The 26,394-nt window shown below is 60.1% G+C and carries 25 protein-coding genes and 5 pseudogenes; 20 read left to right on the top strand and 10 right to left on the bottom strand.

Going from position 1 to position 26,394, the window contains the following annotated elements:
• Positions 1–34 precede the first annotated feature (34 nt).
• From NKH43_RS11320 to NKH43_RS11300, 5 genes and pseudogenes are all read right to left on the bottom strand, one after another.
• A pseudogene (locus NKH43_RS11320) lies at positions 35–1,026 on the bottom strand (IS481 family transposase).
• A 186-nt stretch (positions 1,027–1,212) separates the two neighbouring features.
• Complete coding sequence (locus tag NKH43_RS11315; RefSeq protein ID WP_023722131.1) at positions 1,213–1,986, bottom strand: sulfite exporter TauE/SafE family protein; 774 nt, start codon at positions 1,984–1,986, stop codon at positions 1,213–1,215.
• Positions 1,987–2,202: 216 nt separating this feature from the next.
• Entirely contained in the window at positions 2,203–3,090 is an 888-nt protein-coding gene (locus NKH43_RS11310; RefSeq protein WP_023722132.1) for a DUF1259 domain-containing protein, read from the bottom strand.
• Between the two features lie 39 nt (positions 3,091–3,129).
• Positions 3,130–3,357 (bottom strand): chromate resistance protein ChrB domain-containing protein, encoded by a 228-nt coding sequence (locus NKH43_RS11305; protein ID WP_023722133.1) that lies wholly within the window; start codon positions 3,355–3,357, stop codon positions 3,130–3,132.
• Entirely contained in the window at positions 3,354–3,599 is a 246-nt protein-coding gene (locus NKH43_RS11300) for a chromate resistance protein ChrB domain-containing protein (RefSeq protein ID WP_023722134.1), read from the bottom strand. Before NKH43_RS11300 ends, NKH43_RS11305 begins: the two co-directional genes overlap by 4 nt.
• 125 nt (positions 3,600–3,724) lie before the next feature.
• Between NKH43_RS11300 and NKH43_RS11295 the strand changes: the two genes are divergently transcribed.
• From NKH43_RS11295 to NKH43_RS11285, 3 genes are all read left to right on the top strand, one after another.
• Positions 3,725–4,702: a chromate resistance protein ChrB domain-containing protein gene (locus NKH43_RS11295; protein ID WP_023722135.1), complete on the top strand. Its 978-nt coding sequence runs from the start codon at positions 3,725–3,727 to the stop codon at positions 4,700–4,702.
• Positions 4,703–4,711: 9 nt separating this feature from the next.
• On the top strand, positions 4,712–6,121 hold the full coding sequence (gene chrA, locus NKH43_RS11290) for a chromate efflux transporter (RefSeq protein WP_352466319.1): 1,410 nt from the start codon (positions 4,712–4,714) through the stop codon (positions 6,119–6,121).
• An 81-nt stretch (positions 6,122–6,202) separates the two neighbouring features.
• Positions 6,203–7,504 carry an MFS transporter gene (locus tag NKH43_RS11285; RefSeq protein WP_502896190.1) on the top strand — a complete coding sequence of 434 codons (1,302 nt, stop codon included), beginning with the start codon at positions 6,203–6,205 and terminating at the stop codon, positions 7,502–7,504.
• On the opposite strand, the gene NKH43_RS11280 is transcribed toward NKH43_RS11285, so the two are convergent.
• Both NKH43_RS11280 and NKH43_RS11275 read right to left on the bottom strand, forming a co-directional pair.
• On the bottom strand, positions 7,451–7,993 hold the full coding sequence (locus NKH43_RS11280) for a hypothetical protein (RefSeq protein ID WP_352466320.1): 543 nt from the start codon (positions 7,991–7,993) through the stop codon (positions 7,451–7,453). The genes NKH43_RS11285 and NKH43_RS11280 overlap by 54 nt on opposite strands.
• Positions 7,994–8,352: 359 nt before the next feature.
• Positions 8,353–9,423, bottom strand: coding sequence for an NAD/NADP octopine/nopaline dehydrogenase family protein (locus NKH43_RS11275; RefSeq protein ID WP_352622519.1), 1,071 nt, complete (start codon positions 9,421–9,423; stop codon positions 8,353–8,355).
• A 209-nt stretch (positions 9,424–9,632) separates the two neighbouring features.
• Between NKH43_RS11275 and NKH43_RS11270 the strand changes: the two genes are divergently transcribed.
• The 8 genes from NKH43_RS11270 to NKH43_RS11235 all read left to right on the top strand — a co-directional run bounded on the left by NKH43_RS11270 (position 9,633) and on the right by NKH43_RS11235 (position 16,238).
• On the top strand, positions 9,633–10,604 hold the full coding sequence (locus tag NKH43_RS11270; protein WP_352622517.1) for a LysR family transcriptional regulator: 972 nt from the start codon (positions 9,633–9,635) through the stop codon (positions 10,602–10,604).
• Positions 10,601–12,064, top strand: coding sequence for an NAD(P)-binding domain-containing protein (locus NKH43_RS11265; RefSeq protein WP_352858134.1), 1,464 nt, complete (start codon positions 10,601–10,603; stop codon positions 12,062–12,064). The genes NKH43_RS11270 and NKH43_RS11265 overlap by 4 nt, the downstream gene beginning before the upstream one ends.
• A gap of 107 nt (positions 12,065–12,171) precedes the next feature.
• Positions 12,172–12,543: a hypothetical protein gene (locus NKH43_RS11260; RefSeq protein WP_352858131.1), complete on the top strand. Its 372-nt coding sequence runs from the start codon at positions 12,172–12,174 to the stop codon at positions 12,541–12,543.
• On the top strand, positions 12,540–13,103 hold the full coding sequence (locus NKH43_RS11255) for a peroxidase-related enzyme (protein ID WP_352858128.1): 564 nt from the start codon (positions 12,540–12,542) through the stop codon (positions 13,101–13,103). Before NKH43_RS11260 ends, NKH43_RS11255 begins: the two co-directional genes overlap by 4 nt.
• A gap of 56 nt (positions 13,104–13,159) precedes the next feature.
• Positions 13,160–13,900 carry an amino acid ABC transporter ATP-binding protein gene (locus NKH43_RS11250; RefSeq protein ID WP_352858125.1) on the top strand — a complete coding sequence of 247 codons (741 nt, stop codon included), beginning with the start codon at positions 13,160–13,162 and terminating at the stop codon, positions 13,898–13,900.
• 24 nt (positions 13,901–13,924) lie between these two features.
• The gene (locus tag NKH43_RS11245) at positions 13,925–14,752 is read left to right on the top strand and encodes a transporter substrate-binding domain-containing protein (RefSeq protein ID WP_352508389.1); all 828 of its coding nucleotides are present in this window, start codon (positions 13,925–13,927) and stop codon (positions 14,750–14,752) included.
• Between the two features lie 59 nt (positions 14,753–14,811).
• A complete protein-coding gene (locus tag NKH43_RS11240; RefSeq protein ID WP_031194726.1) occupies positions 14,812–15,528 on the top strand; it encodes an amino acid ABC transporter permease in 717 nt (238 codons plus the stop codon).
• Between the two features lie 17 nt (positions 15,529–15,545).
• Positions 15,546–16,238 carry an amino acid ABC transporter permease gene (locus NKH43_RS11235; protein ID WP_352620129.1) on the top strand — a complete coding sequence of 231 codons (693 nt, stop codon included), beginning with the start codon at positions 15,546–15,548 and terminating at the stop codon, positions 16,236–16,238.
• A gap of 193 nt (positions 16,239–16,431) precedes the next feature.
• Here the strand turns inward: NKH43_RS11235 and NKH43_RS11230 are convergent, their stop codons facing one another.
• Complete coding sequence (locus tag NKH43_RS11230; protein ID WP_352620130.1) at positions 16,432–16,914, bottom strand: Lrp/AsnC family transcriptional regulator; 483 nt, start codon at positions 16,912–16,914, stop codon at positions 16,432–16,434.
• A 179-nt stretch (positions 16,915–17,093) separates the two neighbouring features.
• On the opposite strand from NKH43_RS11230, the gene NKH43_RS11225 reads away from it, so the two are divergent.
• Together NKH43_RS11225 and NKH43_RS11220 are read left to right on the top strand one after the other, a co-directional pair.
• On the top strand, positions 17,094–18,512 hold the full coding sequence (locus NKH43_RS11225) for an aminotransferase class V-fold PLP-dependent enzyme (protein WP_352803271.1): 1,419 nt from the start codon (positions 17,094–17,096) through the stop codon (positions 18,510–18,512).
• Positions 18,499–19,350, top strand: a pseudogene (locus tag NKH43_RS11220) (MBL fold metallo-hydrolase); the annotation flags it as partial. The gene NKH43_RS11225 and the pseudogene NKH43_RS11220, both read left to right, overlap by 14 nt.
• Before the next feature lie 690 nt (positions 19,351–20,040).
• Here NKH43_RS11220 and NKH43_RS11215 read toward each other — a convergent pair.
• Positions 20,041–20,295, bottom strand: a pseudogene (locus NKH43_RS11215) (IS5/IS1182 family transposase); the annotation flags it as partial.
• A 726-nt stretch (positions 20,296–21,021) separates the two neighbouring features.
• On the opposite strand from NKH43_RS11215, the pseudogene NKH43_RS11210 reads away from it, so the two are divergent.
• A pseudogene (locus NKH43_RS11210) lies at positions 21,022–21,287 on the top strand (ABC transporter permease family protein); the annotation flags it as partial.
• Between the two features lie 378 nt (positions 21,288–21,665).
• On the opposite strand, the gene NKH43_RS11205 reads toward NKH43_RS11210, so the two are convergent.
• Positions 21,666–22,541, bottom strand: a complete 876-nt coding sequence (locus NKH43_RS11205; RefSeq protein WP_352620153.1) for a LysR family transcriptional regulator — start codon at positions 22,539–22,541, stop codon at positions 21,666–21,668.
• Positions 22,542–22,676: 135 nt separating this feature from the next.
• Here NKH43_RS11205 and NKH43_RS11200 point away from each other — a divergent pair, with 135 nt between their 5' ends.
• The 6 genes and pseudogenes from NKH43_RS11200 (at position 22,677) to NKH43_RS11175 (ending at position 26,384) form a co-directional block, all read left to right on the top strand.
• The gene (locus tag NKH43_RS11200; RefSeq protein WP_352620132.1) at positions 22,677–23,078 is read left to right on the top strand and encodes a DoxX family protein; all 402 of its coding nucleotides are present in this window, start codon (positions 22,677–22,679) and stop codon (positions 23,076–23,078) included.
• Positions 23,050–23,783, top strand: a pseudogene (locus NKH43_RS11195) (isochorismatase family protein). Before NKH43_RS11200 ends, NKH43_RS11195 begins: the two are co-directional and overlap by 29 nt.
• Before the next feature lie 197 nt (positions 23,784–23,980).
• Positions 23,981–24,322 (top strand): acetoacetate decarboxylase family protein, encoded by a 342-nt coding sequence (locus NKH43_RS11190; RefSeq protein ID WP_352620133.1) that lies wholly within the window; start codon positions 23,981–23,983, stop codon positions 24,320–24,322.
• Positions 24,319–24,705, top strand: a complete 387-nt coding sequence (locus NKH43_RS11185; protein ID WP_352620134.1) for an acetoacetate decarboxylase family protein — start codon at positions 24,319–24,321, stop codon at positions 24,703–24,705. Before NKH43_RS11190 ends, NKH43_RS11185 begins: the two co-directional genes overlap by 4 nt.
• A 184-nt stretch (positions 24,706–24,889) precedes the next feature.
• Complete coding sequence (locus NKH43_RS11180; protein ID WP_352620135.1) at positions 24,890–25,423, top strand: cupin domain-containing protein; 534 nt, start codon at positions 24,890–24,892, stop codon at positions 25,421–25,423.
• A 358-nt stretch (positions 25,424–25,781) separates the two neighbouring features.
• Positions 25,782–26,384: an FMN-dependent NADH-azoreductase gene (locus NKH43_RS11175; protein WP_352620136.1), complete on the top strand. Its 603-nt coding sequence runs from the start codon at positions 25,782–25,784 to the stop codon at positions 26,382–26,384.
• The last annotated feature ends 10 nt before the right edge of the window (positions 26,385–26,394 follow it).

Genomic DNA, 26,394 nt, shown 5'->3' with positions numbered 1-26,394 from the left:
CAAGAGCCACGTCTGATACAGGCGGTCGGGAAGCCTAGATGTTTAGTCCCGGCATTTGCTGGAGCGGATTGAGAGTGAAGCGCTCGGGCTGGGAAGCCCATGCCTTGCAGATGAACTCGTAGGGCGTGAAGCCCTTGAGGGTCTTCAGCCTGCGGCCGAAATTGTAGGCCGCGACGAAGTCGGCAAGATGCCGACGCAGTTGGTCGTGATCGTCGTAATGGAAGCGCTTGACGGTTGCGTCCTTGATGGTCCGGTTCATTCTCTCGACCTGACCGTTGGTCCAGGGGTGCTTTGGCTTTGTGGTTCGATGTTCGATATCGTTCTTGGCACAGGCGTATTCGAAGGCATGAGCCCGGAATATCTCGCCATTTGCGATTGCCTCCTTGATCAGCGGAACGGCCGAACCGCCAGCGCCTGGCGTGGTGAACTGGATGCCGTTGTCGGTGAGAACGGTATGGATCCTGTAGGGGACGGCCGCGATCAGGCGTAGCAGAAACTCTTTGGAAATGGCTGTCGGAGCCTTCTCGTGCAGTTCGACGAAGGCGAACTTCGAGGTCGGTCGATGGCGACGAACATGTGTAGCTTGCCCTGTTCGGTTCGAACCTCCGCGATATCAATGTGGAAGAAGCCGATCGGATAGGCCTTGAACTTCTTCTTCGCCGGCCTGTCGCCCTCGACATCCGGCAATCGGCCGATGCCGTGGCGCTGCAGACAGCGGTGCAATGAAGAGCGCGTCAGATGCGGGATCGACGGCTGCAACGCGTAGAGGCAATCGTCGAGCGGCAGCAGCGTGTAGCGGCGGAAGGCCACAATAACGGCCTCTTCCTCGACAGACAGAACCGTCGATCTCGGCTCCCTGGGGCCGGTGGGCAGATCGGCGGTCGAACTCCGCTTCTTCCACTTCGCTACCGTCTTGGGGTTGACGCCATAGCGCTTCGAAAGCGACCTCAGGCTCGCTTGACTATGTTGTATCGCTCGACGGATCGCCTCTGTCGTTGTGGCGCTCCCATGCAGAACCTGGCCCATAGTGCATCCTTTGATTCGGACGACAATGATGAACCATCAAAGCCCGGGATCAAACATCTAGCCTTTCTTGACGGCGACCTTGTCAAGGGGCCGCGCGCAGTCCTTTCGCCAGCTGCTGCGCGTCGCGGGACCGGCCAACCAAGCTAAGGCACAGCGCGCGAAGGGCTTCAGCCAACGTCGACATTGTTAAGACATTCCTGTGGCCGCGCGCCAGGCCTGCACAACAAAGCTGTGCTGGTTCCAGACCATCAGCGCTCCACTGACAGCCATGAGCGCGACCACAAGGCCGCGGAACTGTCGTCCACTCAGGCGCTCGAGCCAGCGCTTGGCCAGCAGATTGGCAAGCGCAGCGCCCAAACCCGCGGCTGCGCCGTACATGGCCGCCTGACCCCCGAGCGCGCCAAGTCCGGTGAATACCGCGATCTTGACGACATCGGTCACAAACGAGTTCACCGATTTCGTGGCGACCAACGTCTCCTTCTCCGAACCGTAGTTCAGATAGAGCGAATTCAAGACGGGTCCCACCGTGCCCATCAGCGCCGACAACAGCGCGACGATCAGGCCGGCCGGGAGGAACCACCAGCGGCGGGCTCGGTAGCTCCGCTCGCGCGCCCCGCCGCGAAATTCCCAGACTGCACTGATCAGATAGATCCCTATGAGTATCTGGAGCCATTCCGCCCGACTGTTGGCGAAGAGCCAGGAGCCCGCAGCGGCACCGGCGATGGCGCCGGGCAGGTACCAACGGACGAGGCTCCAATCGATGTCGCGCCGGAAGGCCAGGGCGCGGATGGGATTGCCGATGAGCTCGGTCAAGGTGATGACCGGCGCAACCGCCGCGCTCCCTGTGATGAAAGTCACGGCGGGGATCAGCAATAGACCTCCGCCTCCGGCCGAGAGGGTGTTCAGCGTCCAGGTGAGGAACCCCGCCAACGCCAGGAGGCCTAGTCTAATCCAGTCCATCGGATCAGAACGAAGCGGGCCTCCGATCGTTCCGAACGCATCGGTTCGCAAAAACCCGGCCCGCCTTTTGAGTCTCGTGTGCGGTGGAAAGGCGATCTCCGGCGGAATGCTGGTGGCAGAAAGACGCCCTGCCAGAGAACAATTCCCGAGGCGGCGGGAAGAAGGCCGGCGATCGCTCCGAGCCGGCCGAACTCCGCCGTTGGACGGGCCACCAATCTAGCTCTTCTTGACGGCGACCTTGTCGAGGGCTGCGCGCAGGCCTTTCGCCAGCTTCTGCACATCGTCGTTCGCCCAGAAATGCATGAAGAAGAGCCGCGGCTGCTCATCGAGCATGTGGCTATGCAGTGCGGTGATCTCGATGCCGTTGTCCTGCATGGCTTTGATAACCAGATTGACCTCCTTTGCGGTCAGCACAAAATCTCCCGTGATCGCCGCCTTGCCGCCACCTGTCGATTGGAAGTTGATCGCTATTGCCGAGCCCATGGCCGCCGGCACTTCCATTCCATTTTCCTCGACCGGCTTAGCGCGCGGGATCGTGAACTGGTAGATCGCGCCATTGGCTTTGCCCTTATAACCGATGGTTTGGTCGACACCGGCTGCGTCGAAGTCGATCTGCGGAGCGGCTTGCGGCTGGGCGCCGCCTCCCATCGGTGTTTTGCTCAGCGCCAATCCGGCATGAAGCGCTGTGGCGAGCGTAACCGGGTCGCCCTGGCCGAACACGTGCATGTAGAGCGTCATCGGCTCCGCGCGCAGCAGGTGGTTGTGCACCGCGGTGATCTCGATCCCGCCTTCTTCCAACTTCTTCATGACCGGGTTCACCTCGTCCTGCGTCAGAACGATGTCGCCCATGACCATAGTCTGATTTCCCATGGGTTCGAACGCGACCCAGCCTCCGAGCGCAAAGCCGGGTTTCAGGGCCACGCCGTCGAGCGACACCTTCAGGTCCGTTCGTGGCAAGCCCACTCGATAGACGCCATCAGGCGTCTCTGCTCCGGATTTGCCGAGCGCCTTTGCGATTGTTTGCCAATCGGGTGCCGCCGATGCCGGTTGGAGCAGCGCCGACATCGCGATCAGCATTGCTCCGGTCACGAGTTTTGCATGCATGGGGTTTCTCCTTGTGATCTGCCCCCATTGCCCAATTCGTCATGCGGCTGCTGGCTTCGTGGCGGGAGGCCAGCTGTGCGTTTCCGCTTTGCGGCCCGAAGCCCACGCGTAGAGCGCGTCATAGATGACGAAGCCGTGGTTCAGCACCTCATGGTCGTCGGGCGTCAGGTCCCGCAGACCCATGGAGATCGCCAGCAACCCGGCCGATTGCGGCGTCAGGTCATGCCGGTCGGTGTCGGCACCGCGCACGATCGCGGCAATGGTCACGATCGCCGGGTGCGCTCGAGGCCGTATTTCGAGACGAAGGTGTCGACACTGCAGCCGTCGCCGACATGCGTGAATTCGACGCCGGGCACGTCATACGGCGTAGCGCCCGTCTCCTGTGCAACCCGGATCACCTGATCGGGTGGCACGAACAGGAATTCGGACTCCTTGTCGATGAAGCGGGCGATCAGCCAGGGGCAGGCAATGCGGTCGATGACCGGACGTTCGCGGGTAACCCATTTCACGGCCTTGTCTCCCTTGATTTGGCAACAAGCCCAGGCGGCCCACTGCCATAAGGCGGTCAACGCTACGCCCGAATGTGAAATGATACAAGTGTTGCATTTATTTGTGCACGTGATACGGTTCACTTATGAGTGAGGGGGAAACGACGGAACAGCGCTGGCTGCTCCTTATCCATCGGCTGCCGAGCAAGCCGGCCTATTTCCGGGTGAAGATCTGGCGGCGGCTGCAAGGCATCGGCGCGGTCGCGGTGAAAAGCACCGTCTATGCACTGCCGGCCAATGCCGAGACGCAGGAGGATTTCGAGTGGCTCCTGAAGGAGATCGTCGCGGGTGGTGGCGAGGCGATGGTGTGCGAGGCGCGTCTCGTCGACGGGCTGTCGGATGCCCAGGTCCAGGCGCTGTTCGATGCGGCGCGTGATGCCGACTATGCGGAGATCGCCAAAGAAGCGCGTGGTCTCGCCGCCGAGATCGGCGCGAACGCTGCGCCGGAGAAACGTGTGGAGACGCGGCCGCAGCTCAACCGAATGCGCAAGCGGGTCGCCGAAGTGGACACGATCGATTTTTTCGGCGCTACCGGTCGCCTCGCGGTTGAGGGGTTGCTCGCCGAGCTCGAAACGCATGTCGTGGAGGACCAGCCCATGACCGAGGAGTCGAAGGCGGCTGAGCCGATCACGGACCTCAAGGGCCGGATCTGGGTGACACGCCGTGACGTGCATATCGACCGGATTGCCTGCAGCTGGCTGATCCGCCGCTTCATTGATCCAGACGCCGTCATCCGCTTCGTCCCGGGCAAGAGCTATGCGGCGAAGCCGAGAGAGCTGCGCTTTGATATGTTTGACGGTGAGGTCACCCATGAGGGCGACCGCTGCAGCTTCGAGGTGCTGCTCACCCGGGCCGGGCTTGACGACCCGGCGCTGCAGGCCATCGCCGAGATCGTCCATGATATCGACCTCAAGGACGGCAAGTTCGGGCGCGACGAGACGACGGGCATTGCCAGCCTAATCGCGGGCATCGCCATGACGAATAAGGGCGACGAGCAGCGGATCGCGCAGGGCGGCCCGGTCTTCGACAATCTCTACCAGTATTTCCGCCAGAAGCGCGGGTGAGGGGAACCAATGACCAGCGTCCATGCCGTCCATCCGAATGCGCTGGGGGATGAACCTTCGCATTGCATCCCCTTCCGCGAAGCAGTGCGGGTCTGGGCGCGAGTCGCTGCGTTGAGTTTTGGTGGCCCGGCCGGCCAGATCGCGGTAATGCATCGCATCCTCGTTGAGGAGAAGCGCTGGATCGGCGAGACGCGGTTCCTGCATGCGCTGAACTACTGCATGCTGCTGCCAGGACCGGAGGCCCAGCAGCTCGCCGTCTACATCGGGTGGCTCCTGCATAAAACCCGAGGCGGGCTCGTGGCCGGCACGCTGTTCGTACTGCCGGGCGTCATCGCCATCATGGCGCTGAGCTGGATCTATGCGATTTTAGGCAATGTCGGCGCGGTGCAGGCGCTTTTCTTCGGCCTGAAGGCCGCTGTCCTCGCCATCGTGCTCGAGGCGGTTATCCGGGTCGGCAAGCGAGCGCTCAAGAACAAGGTCATGACAGGCCTCGCCGCCGCCGCCTTTATCGGGCTCTTCCTGTTCCATCTCCCGTTCCCGCTCATTGTCCTGACGGCCGGAGTGATCGGGTACGTCGGCGGGCGGGCCGGGCTGGCAGCGTTCATGGCGGGCAACGGCCATGGCAAGGTCGGCGGCAAGCAGGTCGCCGACGCGGAATCGGCGCTCGGCGAAGGCATTCCTGCCCATGCTCGCCCGCCGGTCAGCTGGTCGTTGAAGATCGGAGGTGTGTTTCTGGTGCTATGGCTGGCACCTGTCCTCGGCCTTTTCGTGCTGTTCGGGTCCGGCAATGTCTTCGCCGATATCGCGGTCTTTTTCTCGAAGATGGCGGTCGTGACCTTCGGAGGCGCCTACGCCGTCCTCGCTTACGTGGCGCAGCAGGCTGTCGATACATATGGCTGGCTGAAGCCAGGCGAGATGCTGGACGGCCTCGGCATGGCGGAGACGACGCCTGGCCCCTTGATCATGGTGACGCAGTTCGTCGGGTTCATGGGCGCGTATCGAGCGCCGGGATCGCTTAATCCGCTGCTCGCTGGAACGTTGGGCGGCCTGCTCACCACCTGGGTCACCTTCACACCTTGCTTCCTCTGGATATTTGTCGGTGCGCCGTTCGTGGAAACGTTGCGCAGCAACAAGGCCTTGTCCGCCGCGCTGGCGACCATAACGGCAGCCGTGGTGGGCGTGATCCTGAACCTGGCGGTGTGGTTCGCGCTTCACGTTCTGTTTGGAGCACTGCGCGAGGTCAAAGGGTTCGGCATGACGGTCGATGTGCCCGCATTCAGCTCCGTCAACGTCCCGTCCCTCGTCCTGACATTGGGTGCGCTGCTAGCGGTGTTTCGCTTCAAGATCGGCATGCTCCCGGTGCTCGTCGGCTGTTCGATCCTCGGGCTGCTCTACGGGATGGCAACGGGAGCGATCTAACCCGTGCAGCCAGCGCCGCTTACCAGTGGTGAGGAGGCATTGTTGACGTTACAGTGGCTCGCGCACGGTTTGCGCAAAGCTATTTCGAAGCGGCGCTTCAGGCTCCTTCCTGCCGGTGCTGAGCCGACTGCTGCGAACCTGCTGATATCAAGGGGACTGCGGGCGTTCGGTGACGGTCTGGTCAGCATCCTGCTTCCCGCCTATCTGGCCACGCTCGGCTTCGACGCCTTCGAGATCGGAACCCTGTCGACGGCGACGCTCGCGGGCTCAGCCGTCCTCACCCTGGCTGTTGGGATCGTCGCGCACCGCTTCTCCCGTCGAGCGCTGCTGACCGCAGCGGCTGTCCTGATGATAGCAACGGGGGTGGTCTTCGCTGTCGTTCACGACTTCTGGCCGCTGCTTCTCATCGCGTTCGTCGGCACGCTGAACCCATCTTCAGGGGACGTCAGCGTGTTTCTACCGCTCGAACATGCGCAGCTTGCGCAGAGCGTCACCGACCGCGACCGCACGGCGCTCTTTGCGCGCTACAGCCTCATCGGCTCTCTCGCCGGCGCCGTCGGAGCGCTGGCCGCAGGAGCGCCCGACTTTCTCCGCGACGCCATCGGCCTGGAAATGAAGCAGGCCCTCCAGGCAGCTTTTCTATTTTATGCCTCACTTGGGTTGGCGGCGGTGCTCCTCTATCGGCGGCTGCCGAGTGACGCGCCTGATGCAGGCAAAGTGTCGGCACAGCCATTGCGCAGGTCTCGCTCCATCGTTCTGTCACTCGCAGCGCTCTTCAGCCTCGACGCTTTCGCAGGCGGCTTCATCGTCCAATCGTTGTTGGCCCTCTGGCTCTTTCAACGGTTCGGCCTGTCGCTGGCCGCGACCGGCGCAATCTTCTTCTGGACGGGTGTCCTTTCGGCTGCGTCCTATTTGGTCGCTGTGCGAATTTCCCAGCAGATCGGACTCATAAACACGATGGTGTTTACGCACCTTCCGTCGAGCCTCTGTCTGGTGCTCATCCCGTTCATGCCGAGCGTCGCTCCGGCTATCGCTCTTCTGCTGATTAGAAGCGCGCTGTCGCAGATGGACGTGCCGACCCGCACATCGTACGTCATGGCCGTGGTGACGCCCGAAGAGCGGGCTGCCGCGGCGAGCATCACCGCCGTCCCCCGCAGCCTCGCGGCGGCCGCCAGTCCGGTCCTCGCAGGGGCTCTCCTTGCCGTCTCCAGCTTTGGCTGGCCCCTGATCATCGCCGGTGGGCTGAAAATTATCTACGACCTTCTGCTGCTCGCGACATTTCGCAGTGTTCGCCCTCCAGAGGAGCACGGGGGCGGGAGGAATGACATGTCAGTCGGCCATGATCGAACTGGCAACGACGCGCGGGTTTCCTGGTGGCGTTGAAGGCAGGACCACCAGCCGGACAAATTGCTTACGTCCGCCGGCAACGAGGATGTAGAGACGCGAGAACTCCTCCGTATCGCGATCTTCGGCAATCTTCTCGGCATCCGTACGGGTGAAGAAACTCTTCCGAAATGCCTCTTGATCGATATCGGGAAATGCCAGCGTACACGTCTGCACCGGTTTGCCGCTCATCGTTGCCTTGGTGGTGCCGATGATGGTTCCTGCTGGCAATCCTTCCTCCGCTTCGGCCACCAGCCATGCCTCCAATGAGGTTGGATTAGCGATTGGCGCGAGTTCGGCGAAGCCTGCTTCGGCAATAAGTGTCCACCTGCGTTCGTGCGCGGTCTCTATCATGCGCTCGAAATTGGGACCCTCGGCCAGACAGGTACGGTGAAATTGTTCGACAGCCTGATCCGCATCACTGGCGGCCTGCGCCGGTGACATCGTCAGACCCAAGATGGTCCCTGCCCACGTTAGAAATCGGAACATGTCTATCTCGCGTAGCTGATTGTGGACGAACCACTTATCCTGAACGGGCTACGACACTCGTTGTTCCGGACTGTCGGCGCCTGCATGGCCGGTATCTTGATGGAGGCGCGAAGCGCCTGCGCAGTTGATGCAATGTTCAGGCATCTGGCAACTGATGGAACCATGCCGCACTGGGTTTCGATGACGGACCCTGCTACAGACCCACTCACACCGCCGGGCGGGACCATTTGATCTCGTGCTGAGTTCCTGGAGACATCTCCCGGCGCTCGCCGAGGAACCTGCATGTCGTGCTCGCCGGCAACCAGCCCCGGTGGTTTTTCGGGCACTTGGCCTATGTCCCAGTCCACTGTGGAAACTTGTTAAAATCCCTTACGGCAAAGGTTTTCGAGGTCCGCTTTTGCCATTCCCTCGAAGCCCAGCGCGGGAAGAATATCATTATCTCCCTTAAGATCGCGACCGTAAGCCGCCGAGAATATGGCAATTCCAGATTCATGGAGAATCGCTGAATTTCCGCTGATCTTCCCCAACAAAACGGTCGGCAGCAGCCCGAACGGAACGTCCTCGAGGATATAGCGGCTTTCGATGGTTGACGGGCCGAAGCCGCCGCGGCCTTGGCGATCCATCTCCTGGTTCATTTCCGAAACGGTGGCCATGGGGACGTGAAACGACAATGAAAAATGCTCTTCAACTGTGCGCACGGCAATTCCAAAACGGGCGGCGATCGCCAATCGTTCCGCGTCCAGAGCCTCGATAAAGCGGCCGACAGCCGGGGTGACGTTTCCGGCCTGGCTCCACTGTTCTCCCTTCTCCATGCGTGTGAGATTAAGAAGAGCGATCCCAAGATGGTTCTGCGGATTGAGGTTGCTGAGCGCGATAGCAAGCATGCCGTCGCGCTTGACGAAACGATCGCCGAACAAGCTCGTGCAAAGCTCGAACCCTTGGTCCTGAGCACTGAAAGGCAGCGTCGCGACATCCAGTTTCTGGCGAACGGTTGCAACATCGATTTCGGCTGGCCCGCGCTGTTGCCCAGTCACGAGCGTGGTACCCCAGACGACGATCGGCAGGCTAACCTTCCGGTCCGCAAGCTGCTTGGAGAGACACAGTGCCCCAAAGGAACTGTGCGAGCTGATGATAACCGGCGTTCCGTCGCTTAGATAAGGAGTGGCAGCGTCCATCACCATCTTGTGGCCGTAAGCCGGCAACGCGATTATGACGACGTCGGCATCGGCAATGGCGTCTTCGCAATCCTTGGCGATGCGCACCTTAGTCGTTGCCTTGATAGCTCCGGTAGCCTTCAGCAATCCACCGGCGGCCAGCGCCTTGGTGCGTTCTCCGGAAGGCGACCAAAGCATAGGGTCATGTCCCGCTTCGGCCAGATAGGCGGCAAGGCCGTAAGCAATCGCTCCGGCGCCAAGAATGCTTACGCGCATAAATTCCCTCCTGTTGCATTGCAGCCTCCATTTCTCACTAGGAGGTTCCACAAATCGGAGCCGCATCTGCCATCGTCGGCTTCTGGCGATGGGATTCCGGCCTGAGCCCGCGATTGCAACATGCCGCAGCGAATATTCGTTTCCCGCTTGACATATATCAAAAATGAATGAGACGATCTTACTCATACACAACGCGCATGTAGGCGTAAATGGAAACGCGAGATCTCCAGGCCTTTCTTGCCGTTGCCGCCAATGGCAGCATCACCAAGGCTGCCGAGATGCTCGGGTGTTCCCAGCCTTCGGTGACACGCACCATTCAGGAGCTCGAAGCAGAGCTTGGTTTCGAATTGCTGCACCGGGTCGGTCGACGGGTGCAGCTGTCTGAAGAAGGTGCCGCCTTCGAGGAGGAAGCGCGGCGACTGCTGATGTCCTTCACCGAGCTTGCCGCGCGGGCCAAGATGATTGCCGCCGGCAGAGGGCGGATCCTGCAGATTGTTGCCACCTCCGCGATCGGTACTGGCTTGATCCCGACGGCCATGGCCGAGCTCAAAGGTGTCGAACTTCCGCACGAGACGCATCTGGGGCAGTTTCTCCCCTCGATCGTCGCCCAGGAGGTGCGCAGCGGACGTGCCGAGATCGGGTTTTCAAGCCTGCCGCTCGATACGCCTGGTCTGGATGTCCTGCGGCTTTATTCAGCGCCTGATGTTGCTGCCGTGCGGGAGGACGATCCGCTGGCTGAACTTGACGTCATACCGCTATCCGCTTTTGCCGGTCGCCGCGTCGCAACGTTGCTCAACCCCCTGCGTTTCCAGTTGCATGTCTCCAAGGCCTTGGCGGCCAGAGGCATCGACACCGGGCCAGTGATCCGGACCAATACCGCATATGGCGCGTTGCAGATCGTCCGGCGGACTGGCGTTGCGGCTGTCATTGATCCCCTCACCGCCTATGGCGTGGCCCTGCCTGGTGTCGTCATTCGCCCGATCGACGTGACCGTTCTCTTTTATTGGGGCGTTGTGGCTGCCGAGAAACGCCCCCTTCGTCCAGTCGCGCAGGCGTTAATGGATGCGGTCGAGGCGGTGGCTGAACGGTCGATCGTCGGCTTCAAGAAACTAGATCCGACCCTCGCTGGCCAATTGGTGAGCGATCCTGCATCCGGCACAAATCACGGAACAGGAATATGAGGCATACCCCCGCCGCGCCAACGTCGACAGGTCTTGCTGCGCTCGAAGCACAGCTCGCGCAAGATCTCGACTTTCTCGAACTGCCCGCCAAGCCATGGGTTCCCGCGCGTTCGCACGATGGCGTGCCGGTCCGTGATGTCGTCGTGATCGGCGCTGGCATGTGCGGACTTGCTACCACGGCAAAGCTGGTGCTGACCGGGATAACCAATGTCGTTGCCTATGATGCGGCTCCGGCCGGGCTCGAAGGACCATGGGTAACGTTTGCCCGCATGCAAACGCTCCGGTCGCCGAAAACCCTCAACGGTCCGTCGCTCGGCCTGCCGCAATTGACGTTCCGCGCCTGGTTCACGGCGCAATGGGGCGTTGAGGCCTGGGGGTCGCTGGACAAAATCCCCAAGGGCCAGTGGATGGACTACCTGGTCTGGTACCGCAAGGTTCTTGGCCTGCCGGTGCGCAACAGCGTGCGCATGACCGGACTAGCCCCTGTTGGAGATCTGATTGCGATCGATATCGAAGGCGCGGAAACCGGCCGGGTTCTCACCCGTCGTCTCGTTCTGGCCACTGGTCGGTCCGGGTTGGGCGGTTTTGCCGTGCCCGATTTCCTCAGTGGCATCGATCGCGCCTATTGGGCCCATTCTGCCGATGACATCGACTTCGACACGCTGAAAGGCAAGCGTGTGGCGGTGATCGGCGCTGGCGCCTCTTCCATGGATAATGCCGCAACGGCACTCGAGGCGGGTGCCGGCTCTGTCGACATGTTGATCCGGCGCAAGGAAATGCCGCGCATCAACAAGCTGACCGGCATTGGCAGTCCGGGTGTTGTACTCGGCATGCATCACTTGCCCGACGCCTGGAAGTGGAAATTCTTCGATTATACCGCCTCGACCCAAACACCGCCGCCGCGTTCATCGACACTTCGCGTGTCTCGCCATTCGAATGCTCGGTTCCTTCTCGACTGCGGCATAGTTGCGGTGAAGGAGGAGGCAGGGACCCTGCTGGTGGAAACCACGCAGGGGCCGATGCGCTACGACTTCCTGATCGCGGCAACCGGCTTTTCAAATGACTTCAGCGGCCGCCCGGAATTTGCGGCGATCGCCCCACATATCCGCACCTGGTCGGATGGCCGATATAGGCCGGATATGGGGCCGGCTCGTGCAGGCATGTCGGACGCGCCGGATCTCGGTCCCGCCTTCGAGTTTCGCGAACGCGTCCCCGGCTCCTGCCCGATGCTGGCGCATATCCACTGCTTCAACGACGCCGCCATGCTCACCCACGGCAAGGTCTCCGGCGACATCCCAGCCGTCAGCGCCGGGGCCGACCGTCTGGTCCGCGGCATTGCCGCATCGCTGTTTGCCGAAGATGTCGAAACCCACTTCGCCAATCTGATCGCTTACGACATCCCGGAACTTCTGGGGGACGAATGGGTCGATTCAACGTTGCATAAGGAGGCCGCGTGGTGATCGACGCAATTGACAAAGCCGCCGGTCTTTCGCCGGACGATGCGCTTTTCGCCGCAAGGCGGTTTCGGCCCGAATTCGTGCACGGGGCGGAAGAATGTCGCCTCTCGGTGCTGCAGCCGGCAAATGATCAGGGGCTGGCGCCGAACTTGCGTGTTGCTCTTGCCCGCCGCATGGCCGCCCTGAACGCCGATCCGGTCCTGGTGGCCGAATATGATATGCAGCTGGCTCAGCTTGGTCCGACCGAGCAGCTTCTGGCCGTGACCCAGGGCGAAACGGCTCTGGAAGAACCATTGGCGACCATCGTCCGTCATGTTGACCTGATCACCCTGACGCCGAAAAAGGCGGAAGCAAGCCACATCGCGCTCCTGGACAAGGCTGGATTGAACAATCCTCAGATCGTCGCGCTCTCCGAACTGATCGCCTTCGTCAACTTCCAGACACGGGTGGCGACCGGCTTGCGATTGATGAGGTCGGCATGATTTCCTCGGTGCGCCTGAAGCCGCTGAACTGGCAGCCATACATCGCGCCGGTCGAGTTGTCCGGGGCCACGCCGGAACAGCTCGATGCGATGAAGGTTACGCCATCGGCCAAGAAAGTTTCGGAATATGTGCGCACCCTTGTGCATGATCCGGAAAGCTATCTTGCCCGCACTATCTTGTTCAACGCGATCATGTACGTCGAGGGTGGGCTCGCTCGTCCCGATCGCGAACTTGGCGCGTTGGGAGCCTCGATCGTCAATGGCTGCAAATTCTGTGCCGTTGTCCACGCCCGCAGGCATGCAGAGCTGACCAAGAGCGACCAAGTGGTCACCGCACTTTATCTCGATAAACCTGAAGCGCTCGGGCCCCGCGATGCGGCAATCTACAGCTTTGCCCGTCGCCTATCGGCGGCACCGTCGGAAGCGACGACAGACGATATCGCCGCGCTTCGATCAGTCGGCATGGATGACTGCGAGATCATTGACCTGATCCACGCCATATCGATCTTCGGCTGGGCAAACCGGCTGATGCACGTTCTCGGCCATGCGGAGAGCGGGTGATGATATCGCATGCGATCAAGGCACTCCGTCCCACACTCTGAAGGGCACCAATCAGAATGCTTGAACTCAAAGATATAAAGCTGTCCTACGGAAGCACGCAGGTCCTGAACGGCGTCAATCTCTCGGTAAAGCGAGGTGACGTTGTGTCAATCATCGGCCCAAGCGGCACCGGCAAGACCACCCTGCTGAAATGCATCAACTACCTGGTTAAGCCGGCATCTGGAACCATCGCGTTCGACCAGATTCGGATGGATTACCAGCGCGCGGACAAGGCAGCCATCCAGGCGATACGGCTGCGGACAGCGATGGTCTTTCAGCAATTCAACGTCTTCAAGAACATGACCGTCCTCCAGAACGTCATGGATCCGCTGGTCGTCGTGCAGCGCAAATCCACGGACGAAGCCCGTGAAATCGCGCTCAGGGAGCTTGAACGAGTTGGCCTCTCCGCCAAGCGGGACAGCTATCCGTCCCAATTGTCAGGCGGTCAGCTCCAGCGGACTGGAATCGCACGAGCGCTGGCGGTTCGGCCGGATGTGATGCTCTTCGACGAACCGACATCATCGCTTGATCCAGAACTGGTAGGTGAGGTTCTTAAGGTGATCAAGGACGTCACGTCGTCCGGGATCACTTCGCTGCTTGTGACCCACGAGATGCAATTCGCAAGGAGCATCTCAAACCGGATCGTCTTCATGGATCGTGGCGTGGTTGCCGCCGACGGCAGTCCGGCTGAGATCTTCGATGCACCATCCAGCCCACGACTTGCTCAATTCCTGCAGTCAGAACTCGCTTTTCAATAGCTCAACAAGAAGGGAACCTAAGAAATGTCTGCAATCAAATCCAGTTTTTCGCGTCGTTATGCCCTGGCCGTCGCCGGCGGTATCGCAATTGCCCTTGCGACAGCAGGGATCAGTTATGGTCAGACCGTTCGGACAATCAAGATCGCGACCTCTGCCGAATCCAAGCCATTGGCTTGGGGCGCGCTCGGCGTCGAGCCGCAAGGGTATGAACCCGATCTGCTGAGGGCGATCAACGCAAAGCTGCCGCAATACAAGTTCGAAATGGAAGGTGTCTCCGACATCGCGCAGGAAACCGGCCTGGCCACAGGCAAATACGACATCGCGGTCGGCGGTTACTACAAGTCACCCGAGCGCGCCAAGCAGTTCTTCATTCCGGAAAACCCCATGGGCGCCAGCCTGATGAAGATCTACAGCAAAAAGGGCAGCGGCATCAAAGAAATGAAAGACCTGGTCGGCAAGAGGATCGTTCCGACCACGGCTGGCGGCGGAACCTATAAGTTCATCATGAACTGGCAAAAAGAAAATCCGCAATACAAGCTTGACGTGACGGCGTCGAGCGCCGGAATCCCGTATCCAAACCGTTTGGACGAAGTTCAGAACGGCAAGTTCGACGCGCTGGTCCTGCCTTCAAATCTTGGTGAGCAGACCGTCATCGATGAAAAGAAGCTCGACATCGTGGCGTCCGAACCAGTCTTCACCAACAATACTTATATGCTTATTCACAAGTCAGATGAAAACAAGGTTCTGGTCGATGACGTGAACAAAGTTCTCAAAGAGTTGAAAGACGACGGTACGATCGAAAAGCTCTCGCAGAAGTGGTTTGGCGAAGGCATCGTCAAGTATATGAAATGATGCGATCTGAGTAGATATCGTCAGCGGCAAGTCTGAATTGCAAGAAGGAGCGTTTCAAAGTGGATGTTTCTGCTATGATTCCCGAGTTGCTCTCGGCATTGCCGCTGACGCTCGCTATCACGTTTACCGCCATGTTGGTCGGCTTTTGCTTGGCGCTCGTTGCGACAACATTGCGGATTCGCAGGATACCAGTGGTCAGCCACCTCACCGACCTCTACGTGTCCTATGCCCGCAGCGTTCCCGTCGTCCTCCAGTTGTTCGTCGCGTTCTATGGGCTCCCCCTATTGGTGGCCCTGTTCGGCTCCGCAGATTTCTTCTCGCCGACGATCGCTGCGATGGTCGGACTGAGCTTTTACCATGGCGGCTATCTGTCGGAAGTCCTGCGGCCTGCATACCTGGCCGTCGATCGCGGCCAGCATGATGCAGCCGACAGTCTCGGATATACCTTTCGCCAGAAGATCACCCGCATCGTGGGCCCGCAAGCGGTGCACTTCGCATTGCCGGGCTATGGAAACTCCATCATCTACCTGATCCACAACGTTGCGCTGGTCATGTACATCGGGGCGGCGGACGTGATGGCGACCGCGCATTTGATCATGGAGCGCGACTATAACCAATATCAGTTCGAAACATACCTCGTCCTGGCCGTCATCTATGCGCTTATGTGCCTGATAGCCTGGTTCATCGTGCATTTGTTCGAGCTTCGCTCGCCGATGCAGGCACCTGAGGCCACGACAACAGCTCAGATCAAGAACGCAGCCATTGCCAGCGTCTGACGTAAGGGTATTCAACCATGTTCGAGACCGATATTTTGCTCCAGGATACCCAGGAAATTCTGGGCGCCGTACCTGTAACGCTTGGAATGGCGCTCACGATTTTCGTCTTGTCGACGATAGTCGGCAGTATTTTCGCACTCGTCGAATATAGGCGCGTTCCGGTGCTGCGAGAGCTCATCATGGCTTACAAGATCGTCTTCAAGGGCGTTCCGATGGTCATCGTGATTTTCCTCGCCTATTTCGGTTTGCCCCCGGCATTCCAGTTCCTGCTCTCGTTGCTCGGCGTCAACTTCAACGCCCATGAAACACCCAACTCGGTCATCCTTGTTATTGCGGTGACAGGCTGCATCGCTGCGTTCCAATCCGAGATTATCAAGGGAGCCTTGAACGCCTTCGACACCGGTCAGTCAGACGCCGCCCATTCGCTCGGCTATACAAGCGGCCAACTGTTCCGACGGATCCTGTTTCCCCAGGTGGCTCTCACGGCAATTCCCGACCTGACAACCTCGATGATGGTCATCATGAAGGCGCTTTCTCTCGGATTCGCCATCGAGGTTGTCGATATCTTCGCCCAGTCCCAGCTGACCGCCGCGCTGAACTACTACTACCTCGAAGCCTTCGTGATTGCCGTCGTGATCTACATGGTGATTGCCTATATCGTCACCCAGATTGCCGACAGGCTGGAGCAAGCCCTTAGGGTGCGGACCTGAGCGAAGCGTCGTCAGGACCCGCGCATCAAGGCCGGAGGAGCTCAAGGCTCAGTTGAGGCCTGCAAACAGCTGATGGGCGAACGCTCTGCCAGACCTGCGGGCTCTTGCAAAAAAAATCGACACCTCACCCTGGTGAGCCACGGCCGAAGGCTTGGCGACGATGAAGGCGAAGCGCCCTACAGCGGGCGCCGCCTCATCGCAGATTGGTCAGATCCACTGGACGATTGTTGATGATCGCTTCCATGGAAAAGAAGCCTGTCACCGTAGCCAGGTCGAAGTTCGTGATCAGTTTCTGGTAGAATGCATCGTAGCCGGACATGCCTTGTGTCACGACCTTGATCAGGTAGTCCCAATCCCCTCCGATCCGATAGAAATCGATCACCTCCGGTAGCCGTTCGACATGGGTACGGAACGCCTCACTCCACTCCTTGGAATGGTGGCGAGTGCGGACCATTACGAAAACCGTCAGATCGAGCCCCAGGGCGCGGAGATCGATACTGCTGTGAGACCCGCGGATAAGACCTAGCGACTGGAGGCGCTGGATCCGCCGCCAGCACGCATTCTGGGACAGGCCGACCCGCTCCGCCAAATCTCGCTGCGAAAGGCTTGCGTCGATCTGCACGGCCGTCAAGATCTTCATATCAAATGCATCGATTTTCACGCGATCTTCGATCATTTGACACGGTCTCGGCGCAAAATTGCAGGAAATAGGTGAATTTTCCGACCGTGGAGCAGGCTACAATCTGAGTCAATATCCGAGCCGGGAGACTGACCGTGCAAGCTGCTCATCCAACGACAAGGCAGACCGAGACCCCTCTGTCAAAGTTCCGCCAGGGGCTGAAGAAAAAGGCTGACATGACCGCCGACCTTCGGGATGGGCTTGTGGGATCGACGGCGAAAATCGTGGGTCCCTACGGGCTAAAGGACCTCGTGTACGCCGACTATGTCGCGTCAGGCCGCGCGCTCCATCAGATCGAGCGCTTTGTGCTTGACGAGGTCCTGCCGTACTACGCGAACAGCCACACAGAAGCCTCGTATTGCGGAGGCTTCATGACCCGCATGCGTCGGGAAGCGCGCGCCCTGATCGGTCAATTCTGCGGGGCCACCGAACGGCATGCTGTGATCTTCACCGGCTCCGGCGCTACGTCGGGGATCAACCGCCTCGTAAAGCTATTGGGCGTCGCTGAAGCCGTGGCAGCGGGGAAGCGCCCTCGGATCATTATCGGTCCTTATGAGCATCACTCCAACATTCTGCCCTGGCGCGAGAGCGGAGCAGAGATCATTGAAGTCGCGGAAGATCCGTCTGGCGGGCCGGACCTGTCTCACCTCAAAGACGCCCTTTCGGACCGGTCGCCAAGTCTCACGATATCCGCGATGTCCGCGGCCTCGAACGTCACGGGCATCACCAGCGATGTCGCGGCCATCACCGCGATCGTGAAGGCCGCCGGCGCAAAGATGATCTGGGATTATGCGGGCGCAGGTCCGTACCTGCCGATTTCCATGTCGCCCGCCCCTGATGCCGAGATCGACGCGATCGTTGTTTCGCCTCACAAGTTCCTCGGGGGGCCCGGCGCCTCCGGCATCTTGATCGTTCGACGCGACGGACCTTCCACGAAAACGCCGTCGTGGCCAGGTGGCGGGACGGTGAAGTTTGTCTCCCCGAAGACACACGATTACAGCGACAGCCTGGAATCGCGCGAGGAAGCCGGCACGCCCAACGTGATCGGCGACATCCGAGCTGCGCTGGCCTTCATCGTCAAGGATGCAATCGGACTTGACGCGATGACAGCGCGCAATCGCGAGCTGGCGCGGCGTGCTTTTCGCGCATGGAAAGCCCTGCCGCGGCTGGAGCTCCTCGGTCTATCGGATCCTGAGCGGCTTCCGATCTTTTCCTTCCGGGTCAAAAACGGAAAGGACGGCTACGTCCACCAGCAGTTGATCACGCGCATGCTAAGCGACCGGTTCGGAATTCAGGCGCGCGGTGGCTGCGCCTGCACCGGCCCGTATGTTCACAGACTGCTGTCGATCGACGACGAACAGTCCGAGGAAATCAGGCAAGCCATTCTCTCCGGCGACGAAATGAAAAAGCCGGGATTCACCCGGCTGAATTTCAGCGTTCTGCTGCCGGACGAGAAGGTGCAGTTCATACTCGATGCCGTGGCGCAGATTGCGTCCGACGCAACGGACTTCGAGCGTGACTACGACCTCGACCCTGGCCGGGCGATCTTTTTCCCGCGAGCCGCAGTCGAGGGCATCGCCCATGCAGCAGCCTGAAGTCGTCGGCTTCTACGATGCACGGACGGGCAGCATCCAATATGTCGTTGCATGCCCGAGTTCGCGAAGATGCGCCATCGTCGACCCGGTGCTCGATTTCGACGAAAAGTCTGGCTCGACAGCAACGACAAATGCGGACGCGATCAGCGGCTACATCCGCAATTTGAAGCTCGAGTGGATCCTGGACACCCATCCGCATGCGGATCACTTTTCGGCCGCGCGCTATCTCAAGGCGAAAACCGGCGTGCCGACAGCGATCGGCGGGCGCGTGAAGCAAGTGCAGCGGATCTGGCAACGGATCTATAACTTCTCGGATCTCCCGTGTGACGGCTCACAATGGGATCGGCTGTTTTGCGACGGCGAGACCTTCAACATCGGCGAGCTGGAAGCGCGCGTCACGCACTCGCCAGGACACACCTTGGCGTCGATAAGCTATGTCATCGGCGATGCAGCGTTCATTCACGACACACTTTTCATGCCCGATAGCGGCTCCGCCCGTGCAGATTTTCCAGGCGGCAGCGCAGCTGATCTGTGGCAGTCCATCCAGGACATTTTGAGCTTACCCGGCGAGACCCGTCTCTTTACCGGTCACGACTACAGGCCGGGAGGGCGCCAGGCTCTGTGGGAGAGTTCGGTGGCGGAGCAGAAAGAGAAAAACCAGCACGTCGCCGGTCAATCTCGGAGTGCGTTCATCAGGCTTCGAGAGGCGCGAGACAGGGCATTGCCGATGCCAAGGCTCATGTTGCATGCCCTCCAGGTCAATATTCGCGGAGGAGAGCTGCCTCAGGTCGAGGAAAATGGCCTGCGTTATCTGAAAATCCCGCTCAACGCGCTGCCGCATCGCCGGATTAGCGACGAATTGGATGGCTCTCTCCAGCAGTTCCTGCGCGCGATCGCTTCAGGATCACTGATCGGATGTACGCTCGGTCCGATTGGCTGAGGCGAGTCGATCCTCGCCACGCCCTATTGATGTACGTCCTCGGGATCAGCAATCCTCGGAAGTGATCGCGGTAAGCAATTGCAGTGGCGCGTCTGCAACACTATTATCGATCGGAGGGGATATCTCGGATGTGGGATAGGATCATAAAGCTTCGGATATCGAGCCACACCTGGGAGGTAATTCTTTTGGGGACGAAAAGCTTGAGGCGAAGCTCAAGTAGCCGATGTATGTACTGGTGATTTGGCGCGATTCCAGTCGACTAGAGCAATTTGATAGGTGCTCCAGACAGGCCGGAACTACCGAAGGCTGATCGCGGCTTTCATGTTCCTCGCGCGCAACTAAATAGCCGGATTTGGCGCTCCTAACTCGTTCCCATGGCCGGCACAGTTGACTGCGGGCGACCCGGGCAGCGATCATAGCGATCGCCCACCAAAATCACCGCTTGTTCTCCCTTAGCGCTCTTGGTGTTTCAACGCGATGCCCTCAAACATAGATGCGACCGGTCTTGCCGCATTAAGGCGCGGACGTCTAAGTTACACGACGCGAATGCCAGTCCTATCCTTTCCACATCGTCGAGCGGAGAAGAGCCACCTCAAAGCCCTTGGCCGCGCCGGAGCGCTTGATAATTTCGATGGTCCATGTGCCGAGATTGGCCAGAGCCTGCGACAGTTTTTCTCCGGCATAGGCGCCGTCGGCGAACAGATGGCGTAACCAGGGATAAAGCCGTCGAATGGAGGCGCTGACGCCGACTGCCCCATCCCTGTCCTGGATGTTAGCCGTGTGCACCGTCAGCCCGACCAAGTGTCCCTCGGTGTCGGTAATGATGTGGCGCTTGCGGCCTTTGAATCAGAGCGATGGCCCCGCCGAAGAGCGCTGGCAAGAATGACACCTGGATCAGGTCCACAATCGGGATCAGGACGACGCCGACTGCCAGCCAGACCAAGAGGTAGGGAAACATGAACAGCAAACTTGCGTGCTACCGCGGAGGCCCAATGGTCTGCTGCCAAACATGGGCCAACGGCGCCGCCAGCAGCGGGGCCATCATCCCCATCAGCATAGCGCACCACGATAACGCGACCAGCGTCAGGTCACCCCTGCAACCGCCGCTTCAGCCCTAGCCGTAAGCGCCTGCGCGAATGTTCCCCTTAAACAAAGATCAGGTGTTGTGGGAACCATCTTTGACCAGACCATAAAAGCCCAGCCCAGCAGCGTGACGGACAGCAAGGGCCGTGGCAGTCGACGAAGCAAAATCCAAATGGCACTAACGACCCGCATGTTATCGTCCTGACAGTAAATTCGTCGCTAGAAACAGAAGCTTTTTGGCACTGGGAATATCAGTTCATCGATGGCACTCACGGAGTTGCCGTGATCGGCAAACAAGGCCCGCGCGTTTCCTCGAATGGAAGGCATAAACCCCATCCGAGAATTGCCGGCGTTACAGAGAAATTTAGATGATCAACGTACTTAAAGTTAAGCTAGCTACAATAGAAATTTGAGCGGCCAGTATCCGGCACCTCCGTTTCTCACTAGGAGGTTCCACCAATTGGAGCCGCATCTGCCATCGGCGGCCAATTGTTCCGACGGATTCTGTTTCCTCAGGTGGCTCTCACGCAATTCCCGACCTGACAACCTCGATGATGGTCATCATGAAGGCGCTTTCACTCGGATTTGCCATCGAGGTCGTCGATATATTCGCCCAGTCCCAGCTGACCGCCGCGCTGAACTTCTACTACCTCGAAGCCTTCGTAATTGCCGTCGTGATCTATATGGTTATTGCCTATATCGTCACACAGATTGCCGATCGGCTGGAGCAAGCCCTTAGGGTACGGACCTGAGCGAAGCGTCGTCGGAACCCGCGCAGCAAGGGCGCGGTGGCGGCGTCTTCCTCGCCTCCGATGCCTGAAGGTTTTATCAACGGCCGTACGCTCTACGTCTACGTCTGCGGCGGCATCACCGCATCGCCGTGACATTGGACTCGCATGAGTGATGCGAAATGTAGCGTTGGGCCCCTATGTCGCCCGATTCCTGACAGCTCTTGCCATCCAAGAACTTTAGATGAAGCGGAAGATCGGCAACTGCTTTTCGTCCTGAACACTCTGGAGACGCCTGTTGCAGTGCCGGCGATACTGTCGGGAGCTGACTTGTAATCGGCGCGCCGGTGGAGGCCGCGATCAATCTCGATGCTCACGGGTGCGCCTTGGTTCGCCTTTACCCTATCCCGGCGCCGAGCCGAAATGTTGGATCATCAGTTCGGTGAGCACCCGGATTTTCCGCGCCGGGTGCTGTCCCGGCGGTCGGACGACATATATGCCGGCCTCAGGAAACTGATAGCGTGTCATCACCGGCACCAAGGCGCCGGAAGCCAAATGGTCCTCGGTCAGGAAATCCGGCAGCGCGGCGATCCCTAGGCCCGCCACTGCCGCGGCGACGAGCGCGACGCCGTTGTCCGCCTTGAACCGTCCCTGCGGGTGAGCGGTAACAGTCTTGTCTGCGTCGATAAGTTGCCAAGCTTCCGTACCCTGCAACACGGCTTGGTGCATCGGAAGGTCGTCAAGCGTCTCTGGAGCTCCATGCTCCTTGATGTAATCCGGACTCGCGACGAGCCTTCCGTGGATAGGTCCTATGCGACGCGCGATCAGGTTGGAGTCGACGAGATAGCCGACACGTACGGCGCAGTCGAAACCCTCTCCGACAAGATCGACGAAGCGATCACTGTAAGACGCATGCACGCTCAGCAGCGGGTGGCGCTTCGCAAGTTCTGCAAACACCGGCGCCAGATGTGTTGTTCCGAAGGAGAGCGGCGCTGCGATCCGCAGGCGCCCGCGTAGCTCGCCAGCGGGCAAGATGGTCTCCCGCGCGACGTCGATCTCGGTGCAGACACGGGCCGCGTGGTCGCGGAACGTGACGCCGGCTTCGGTCAGCGCGGCGCCCCGGGTGGTCCGTGCGAGAAGCTGCACACCAAGTTCCGCTTCCAGCCGGAACAGCCGCCGGCTGACGATGGATTTGGAGACCCCGAGCCGGCGGGCGGCCGGCGAGACGCCGCCAGCATCGGCCACTTCGACAAATGTTTGCAGGTCCTCAAGGTCCAACATGAGCGTTCCACTTTTCGCGACACAGCTTGGCTTGGTGTAACACTACCACATCGCCTTCTGGAACGATATGTGTGGATTGGTGGAGGCCGATGGGCCTCTGACCACCCTTTTCAGACAGCGCAGGTATCACGAATGCAAAATCAAACCACGACACTTGCGGCTGCCGGCCGTGTGCTGATCGCCGTTCTGTTTCTTCTGAGCGGCCTCGGCAAGATCGCGGCCCCCGCGATGGCACAAGGCTATATCGCCTCGGCGGGTCTTCCGGCACCGCTTCTCGGCTACCTGATCGCGATCATCGTCGAGGTCGGAGGCGGGGTGTTGCTCGTGATTGGATATCAGACACGGATCATCGCCCTGGTCCTGGCGGGCTTTAGCGTGGCGGCCGCGTTGGCGTTTCACCATGATCTCGCGGACCAGAACCAACTGATCCATTTCCTCAAGAACATCGCTATTGCCGGTGGTCTGCTTCAGGTCGCTGCCTTCGGCGCGGGCTCGTTAAGCCTGGATGCCCGCCGGACCCAGCCCGTGCATTGAAGCAAACCAGCCGATGATTTGGGACGACCGGGCATCAGCAAACCCGGTCGCGTGTCCTACTCATGCCCAGACAAAGGAAATCGTTATGAGTGAAGCCCACGGTGTCTGGACTGCGGAACAGGTCGCGCTCATCCTGATCGACTATCAGAAAGAGATGTTGGAGAACGTGAAGTCCGAGACGACACCGGACGAGATCGATCTGAACGTCCGGTTTCTGATCAGGGCCGCCAAAGCTTTCAACATCCCTGTGGTGCTGAGCACGGTCGGCGTTGAGATGGGCGTGAACGGTCCGACCCGAGCTTCGATCAGGGACGAACTGTGCGACGTCGAAGTCATCGACCGAAGCTCGATGGATGCCTGGGAAGATGCCGCATTCCGGGCCGCTGTCGAAAAGACGGGCAGAAGAGGCTGATCTTCGGCGCGCTCTACACCGAGATCTGTCTGGCATTCCCGGTCATCGACGCAATGGACGATGGCTACGAAGCCATGTTCGTCGTCGACGCGGTTGGCGGCATGTCACAGCTCGCCCACCGCACCGCGATCGAACGCCTGACGGCAGCCGGTGCGGTCCCGAATACGTCTCTCGCGCTGGTCACCGAGCTGTTCCGCGATTGGAAGTCGGCGCTCGCCGACCCGGCCCGGGACGTCATCAAGTGGTACATGCCCGAGGCTCAGAAGCTCGCAAGGCCGCAGCGTTTTCCCTGACGAGATGCGCCATGACTGGCTGCTGATGGCGAGTTGCGGGCGCCACGCAGTGATCGCCTCGCAGGCAGCCTCGGCTCTCTGAATGACGCCCCCCGGGGCTCGCTTCTCGATGCAGGCTCGGCTTGGGGACCGGAAACTTGGCGGAAGGAGCGACGTGACAATGCGTGGCAAACTGACTCGGGATCCTGGCACAAACGATGCCAGTACATACAGACCCTCTGAGTTTCACAAACGCGTCGTTCAGGGGCGTGAACCAGGTGACGTTCAGCTATCGGACGAATGCGGAGGCGGCGGCGGCGTTGCTGCCTGCCGACCTGGAAATCGAACAAGACACCAAAGTGTCGGTGACGTTCCTGTCCTACGGGTTCAGCAGCGTCGGTCCGTTCTGGGAATACATCCACATCATCCACGCGCGTTTCCGCGGCGAAGAGGTCGGATTTGTTCCGCACATCTTCATTTCGAACGAACGAGGAATGCTCGCCGGGCGGGAGAGAGAGAGGGGTATCCGAAGCTGCTGGGCGAGATCGATTTCGACATGAACCAGTCCAATGTGTACGGGCTGGTCACGGGCCGGTTGTCGCGACCGGCCGACGTTGTGCTGGCGCAAGGGATTTTCCGCCCCAGCCAATTGGTCGGCGAAATCAGTGCGGACAATCCGCAGGTCGTCAAGGCGTTCGGATTGCGGGTCATCGGCTCGGCGGTTCCCGGCGGTCCCCTGGCCGTGTGCGAATTCGTGCGGTCGGCACTGGAGTTTTACGCTGGGGAAATCTGGTCCGGGGACGGCTCGCTGATGTTTACCGGAGCTTCGGCGTTCTCTGCGGTGCATCAACTGCCGATCGCCGGAGCCGTAGAGGCTACCGCGTTTTACAATTCCGCGTTCCGGCTGCGCCGGCCCATCGAAACATATCCATTCGACGCGTGATGCAGCGCCGAAGGCGAAGACCTGTTAAGCTCGCCCCGTCGACACCCGTTTGTAGGTCTTCAAGGTCCAACATTAGCGTTCCGCGTTTCGCGACACAGCTTGACCAACAGCAGGGCTACCGCATCGCACCGTCGGAGCGATACCACTCAACATTAAGCGCCTCGCTTCCACCGGAGGAGCAGCAATGACGGAGACGAGAAGAGACGTCCTTGCGCTTAGCGCGCGTGGAGCATTGAGCGCCGCTCTGCCGTTTGATGCGGCATTCGGTCAAACTCAAGAGCTGCCAAATCAGAGAACAAATGTGGGGAGCAATCCGATGCCTGGTAGATTCGTTATCGCGAATGAAGCCCAGCTCAAGGTCGATGACTTTGGATCGTCCCGGCGGCTCAGCGATCCGCCCAGTACGGGCGCAAAGCAACTCACGGTGATCGAGGTCAATTTCGATCCGGGCAAAGGACACAGTTTCCACAAGCATCCCGACCAAGAAGAGGTGGTGCTTGTCCTTGCCGGGCAGGTCGAGCAGTGGATCGATCGTGAGAAGCGCATCCTCGGTCCCGGCGATTCCGCCTTCATCCCGGCAGATGTCGTGCACGCCTCGTTCAATACCGGCGACCAGCCCGCGAAGATCGCCGCAATCCTCGGACCCTCCGTCAGACCGACAGGGTACGAGGTGGTCGATGTCTCCAGCGATGCACCGTGGAATACGCTGCGGAAGTAAAAAGCCGCGGACGAAACGACGGATCATGCGATCCGGTTCTGGCCTTCTTGGCTTCAGTGCAGTCGATGCCGTTGGGAGACATACGAGGCGCCGCACGCGGGTGATCATGGCCGTGGGCGGGAAGCGGAAAGCGAGCGGTGACCGCGCTCGATATACCGAAGCAACAGGCAGGCGAGGCTATACGGGCATAGTCATGCAGCCTTCGGCACGCCGCTGCGGTGAATACGCAGCCGCCTCGATCTAGGTTTACGTCCGACGCAGCCGTTCCAGTTTTCGCGACACAGCTTGGCGCTGTGCGAGGCTACCGTCGCGCGCCTTTGAACAGCATCTTGGATCGGTCAGTACCAAGGAGAGTGTTATGGCAAGTATTCTGGTCCTCAACAGCAGTGTTCTTGGCGACCGGTCCGTTTCCAAAATTCTGGTCGAGGAAGCTGTTCACCGCTTGCTGGAGGCCAGCCCCGGCGCAACCGTTATTCGTCGCGACCTTGGTACCGTGCCGGTTCCGCATCTTACCACCGCCGATGTGGCGGGTGTCCGCGGCGAGCCCGCGACCGACACGGAACTCGCCGCCCGAGCTCTTTCGGACGAACTGATTGCCGAACTCCGCTCCGCGGACGCCGTCGTGATTGGCGCGCCGATGTACAATTTCAGCATCCCGACCGGCCTGCGCGCCTGGTTCGATTACGTTCTGCGTGCTGGCGAGACGTTCAGCTATTCGGAGGCGGGTCCGCAGGGGCTGCTGACCGGCAAGCGCGTCTTCGTCATCGAGTCTCGGGGCGGTCTTTACTCTGAAGGTCCCGCTCAGGCGATGGATTTCCAGGAACCCTATCTGCGGACCCTTCTGGGCTTCATCGGGCTGACCGATGTCACTTTCATCCACGCCGAGAAGATCGGCTTCGGGCCTGAAGCGCGCGAGGCTGCGCTCTCGGGTGCAATGCAGGCGCTCGCTAAAGCCGCCTGACCCACGCCAC

The sequence above is a fragment of the Mesorhizobium sp. M1163 genome, from assembly GCF_040318415.1.
Lineage (GTDB): Bacteria > Pseudomonadota > Alphaproteobacteria > Rhizobiales > Rhizobiaceae > Mesorhizobium.
The sequence above is the reverse complement of the archived record's forward strand: the minus strand, read 5'-3'. Positions and strand labels throughout refer to the sequence as shown.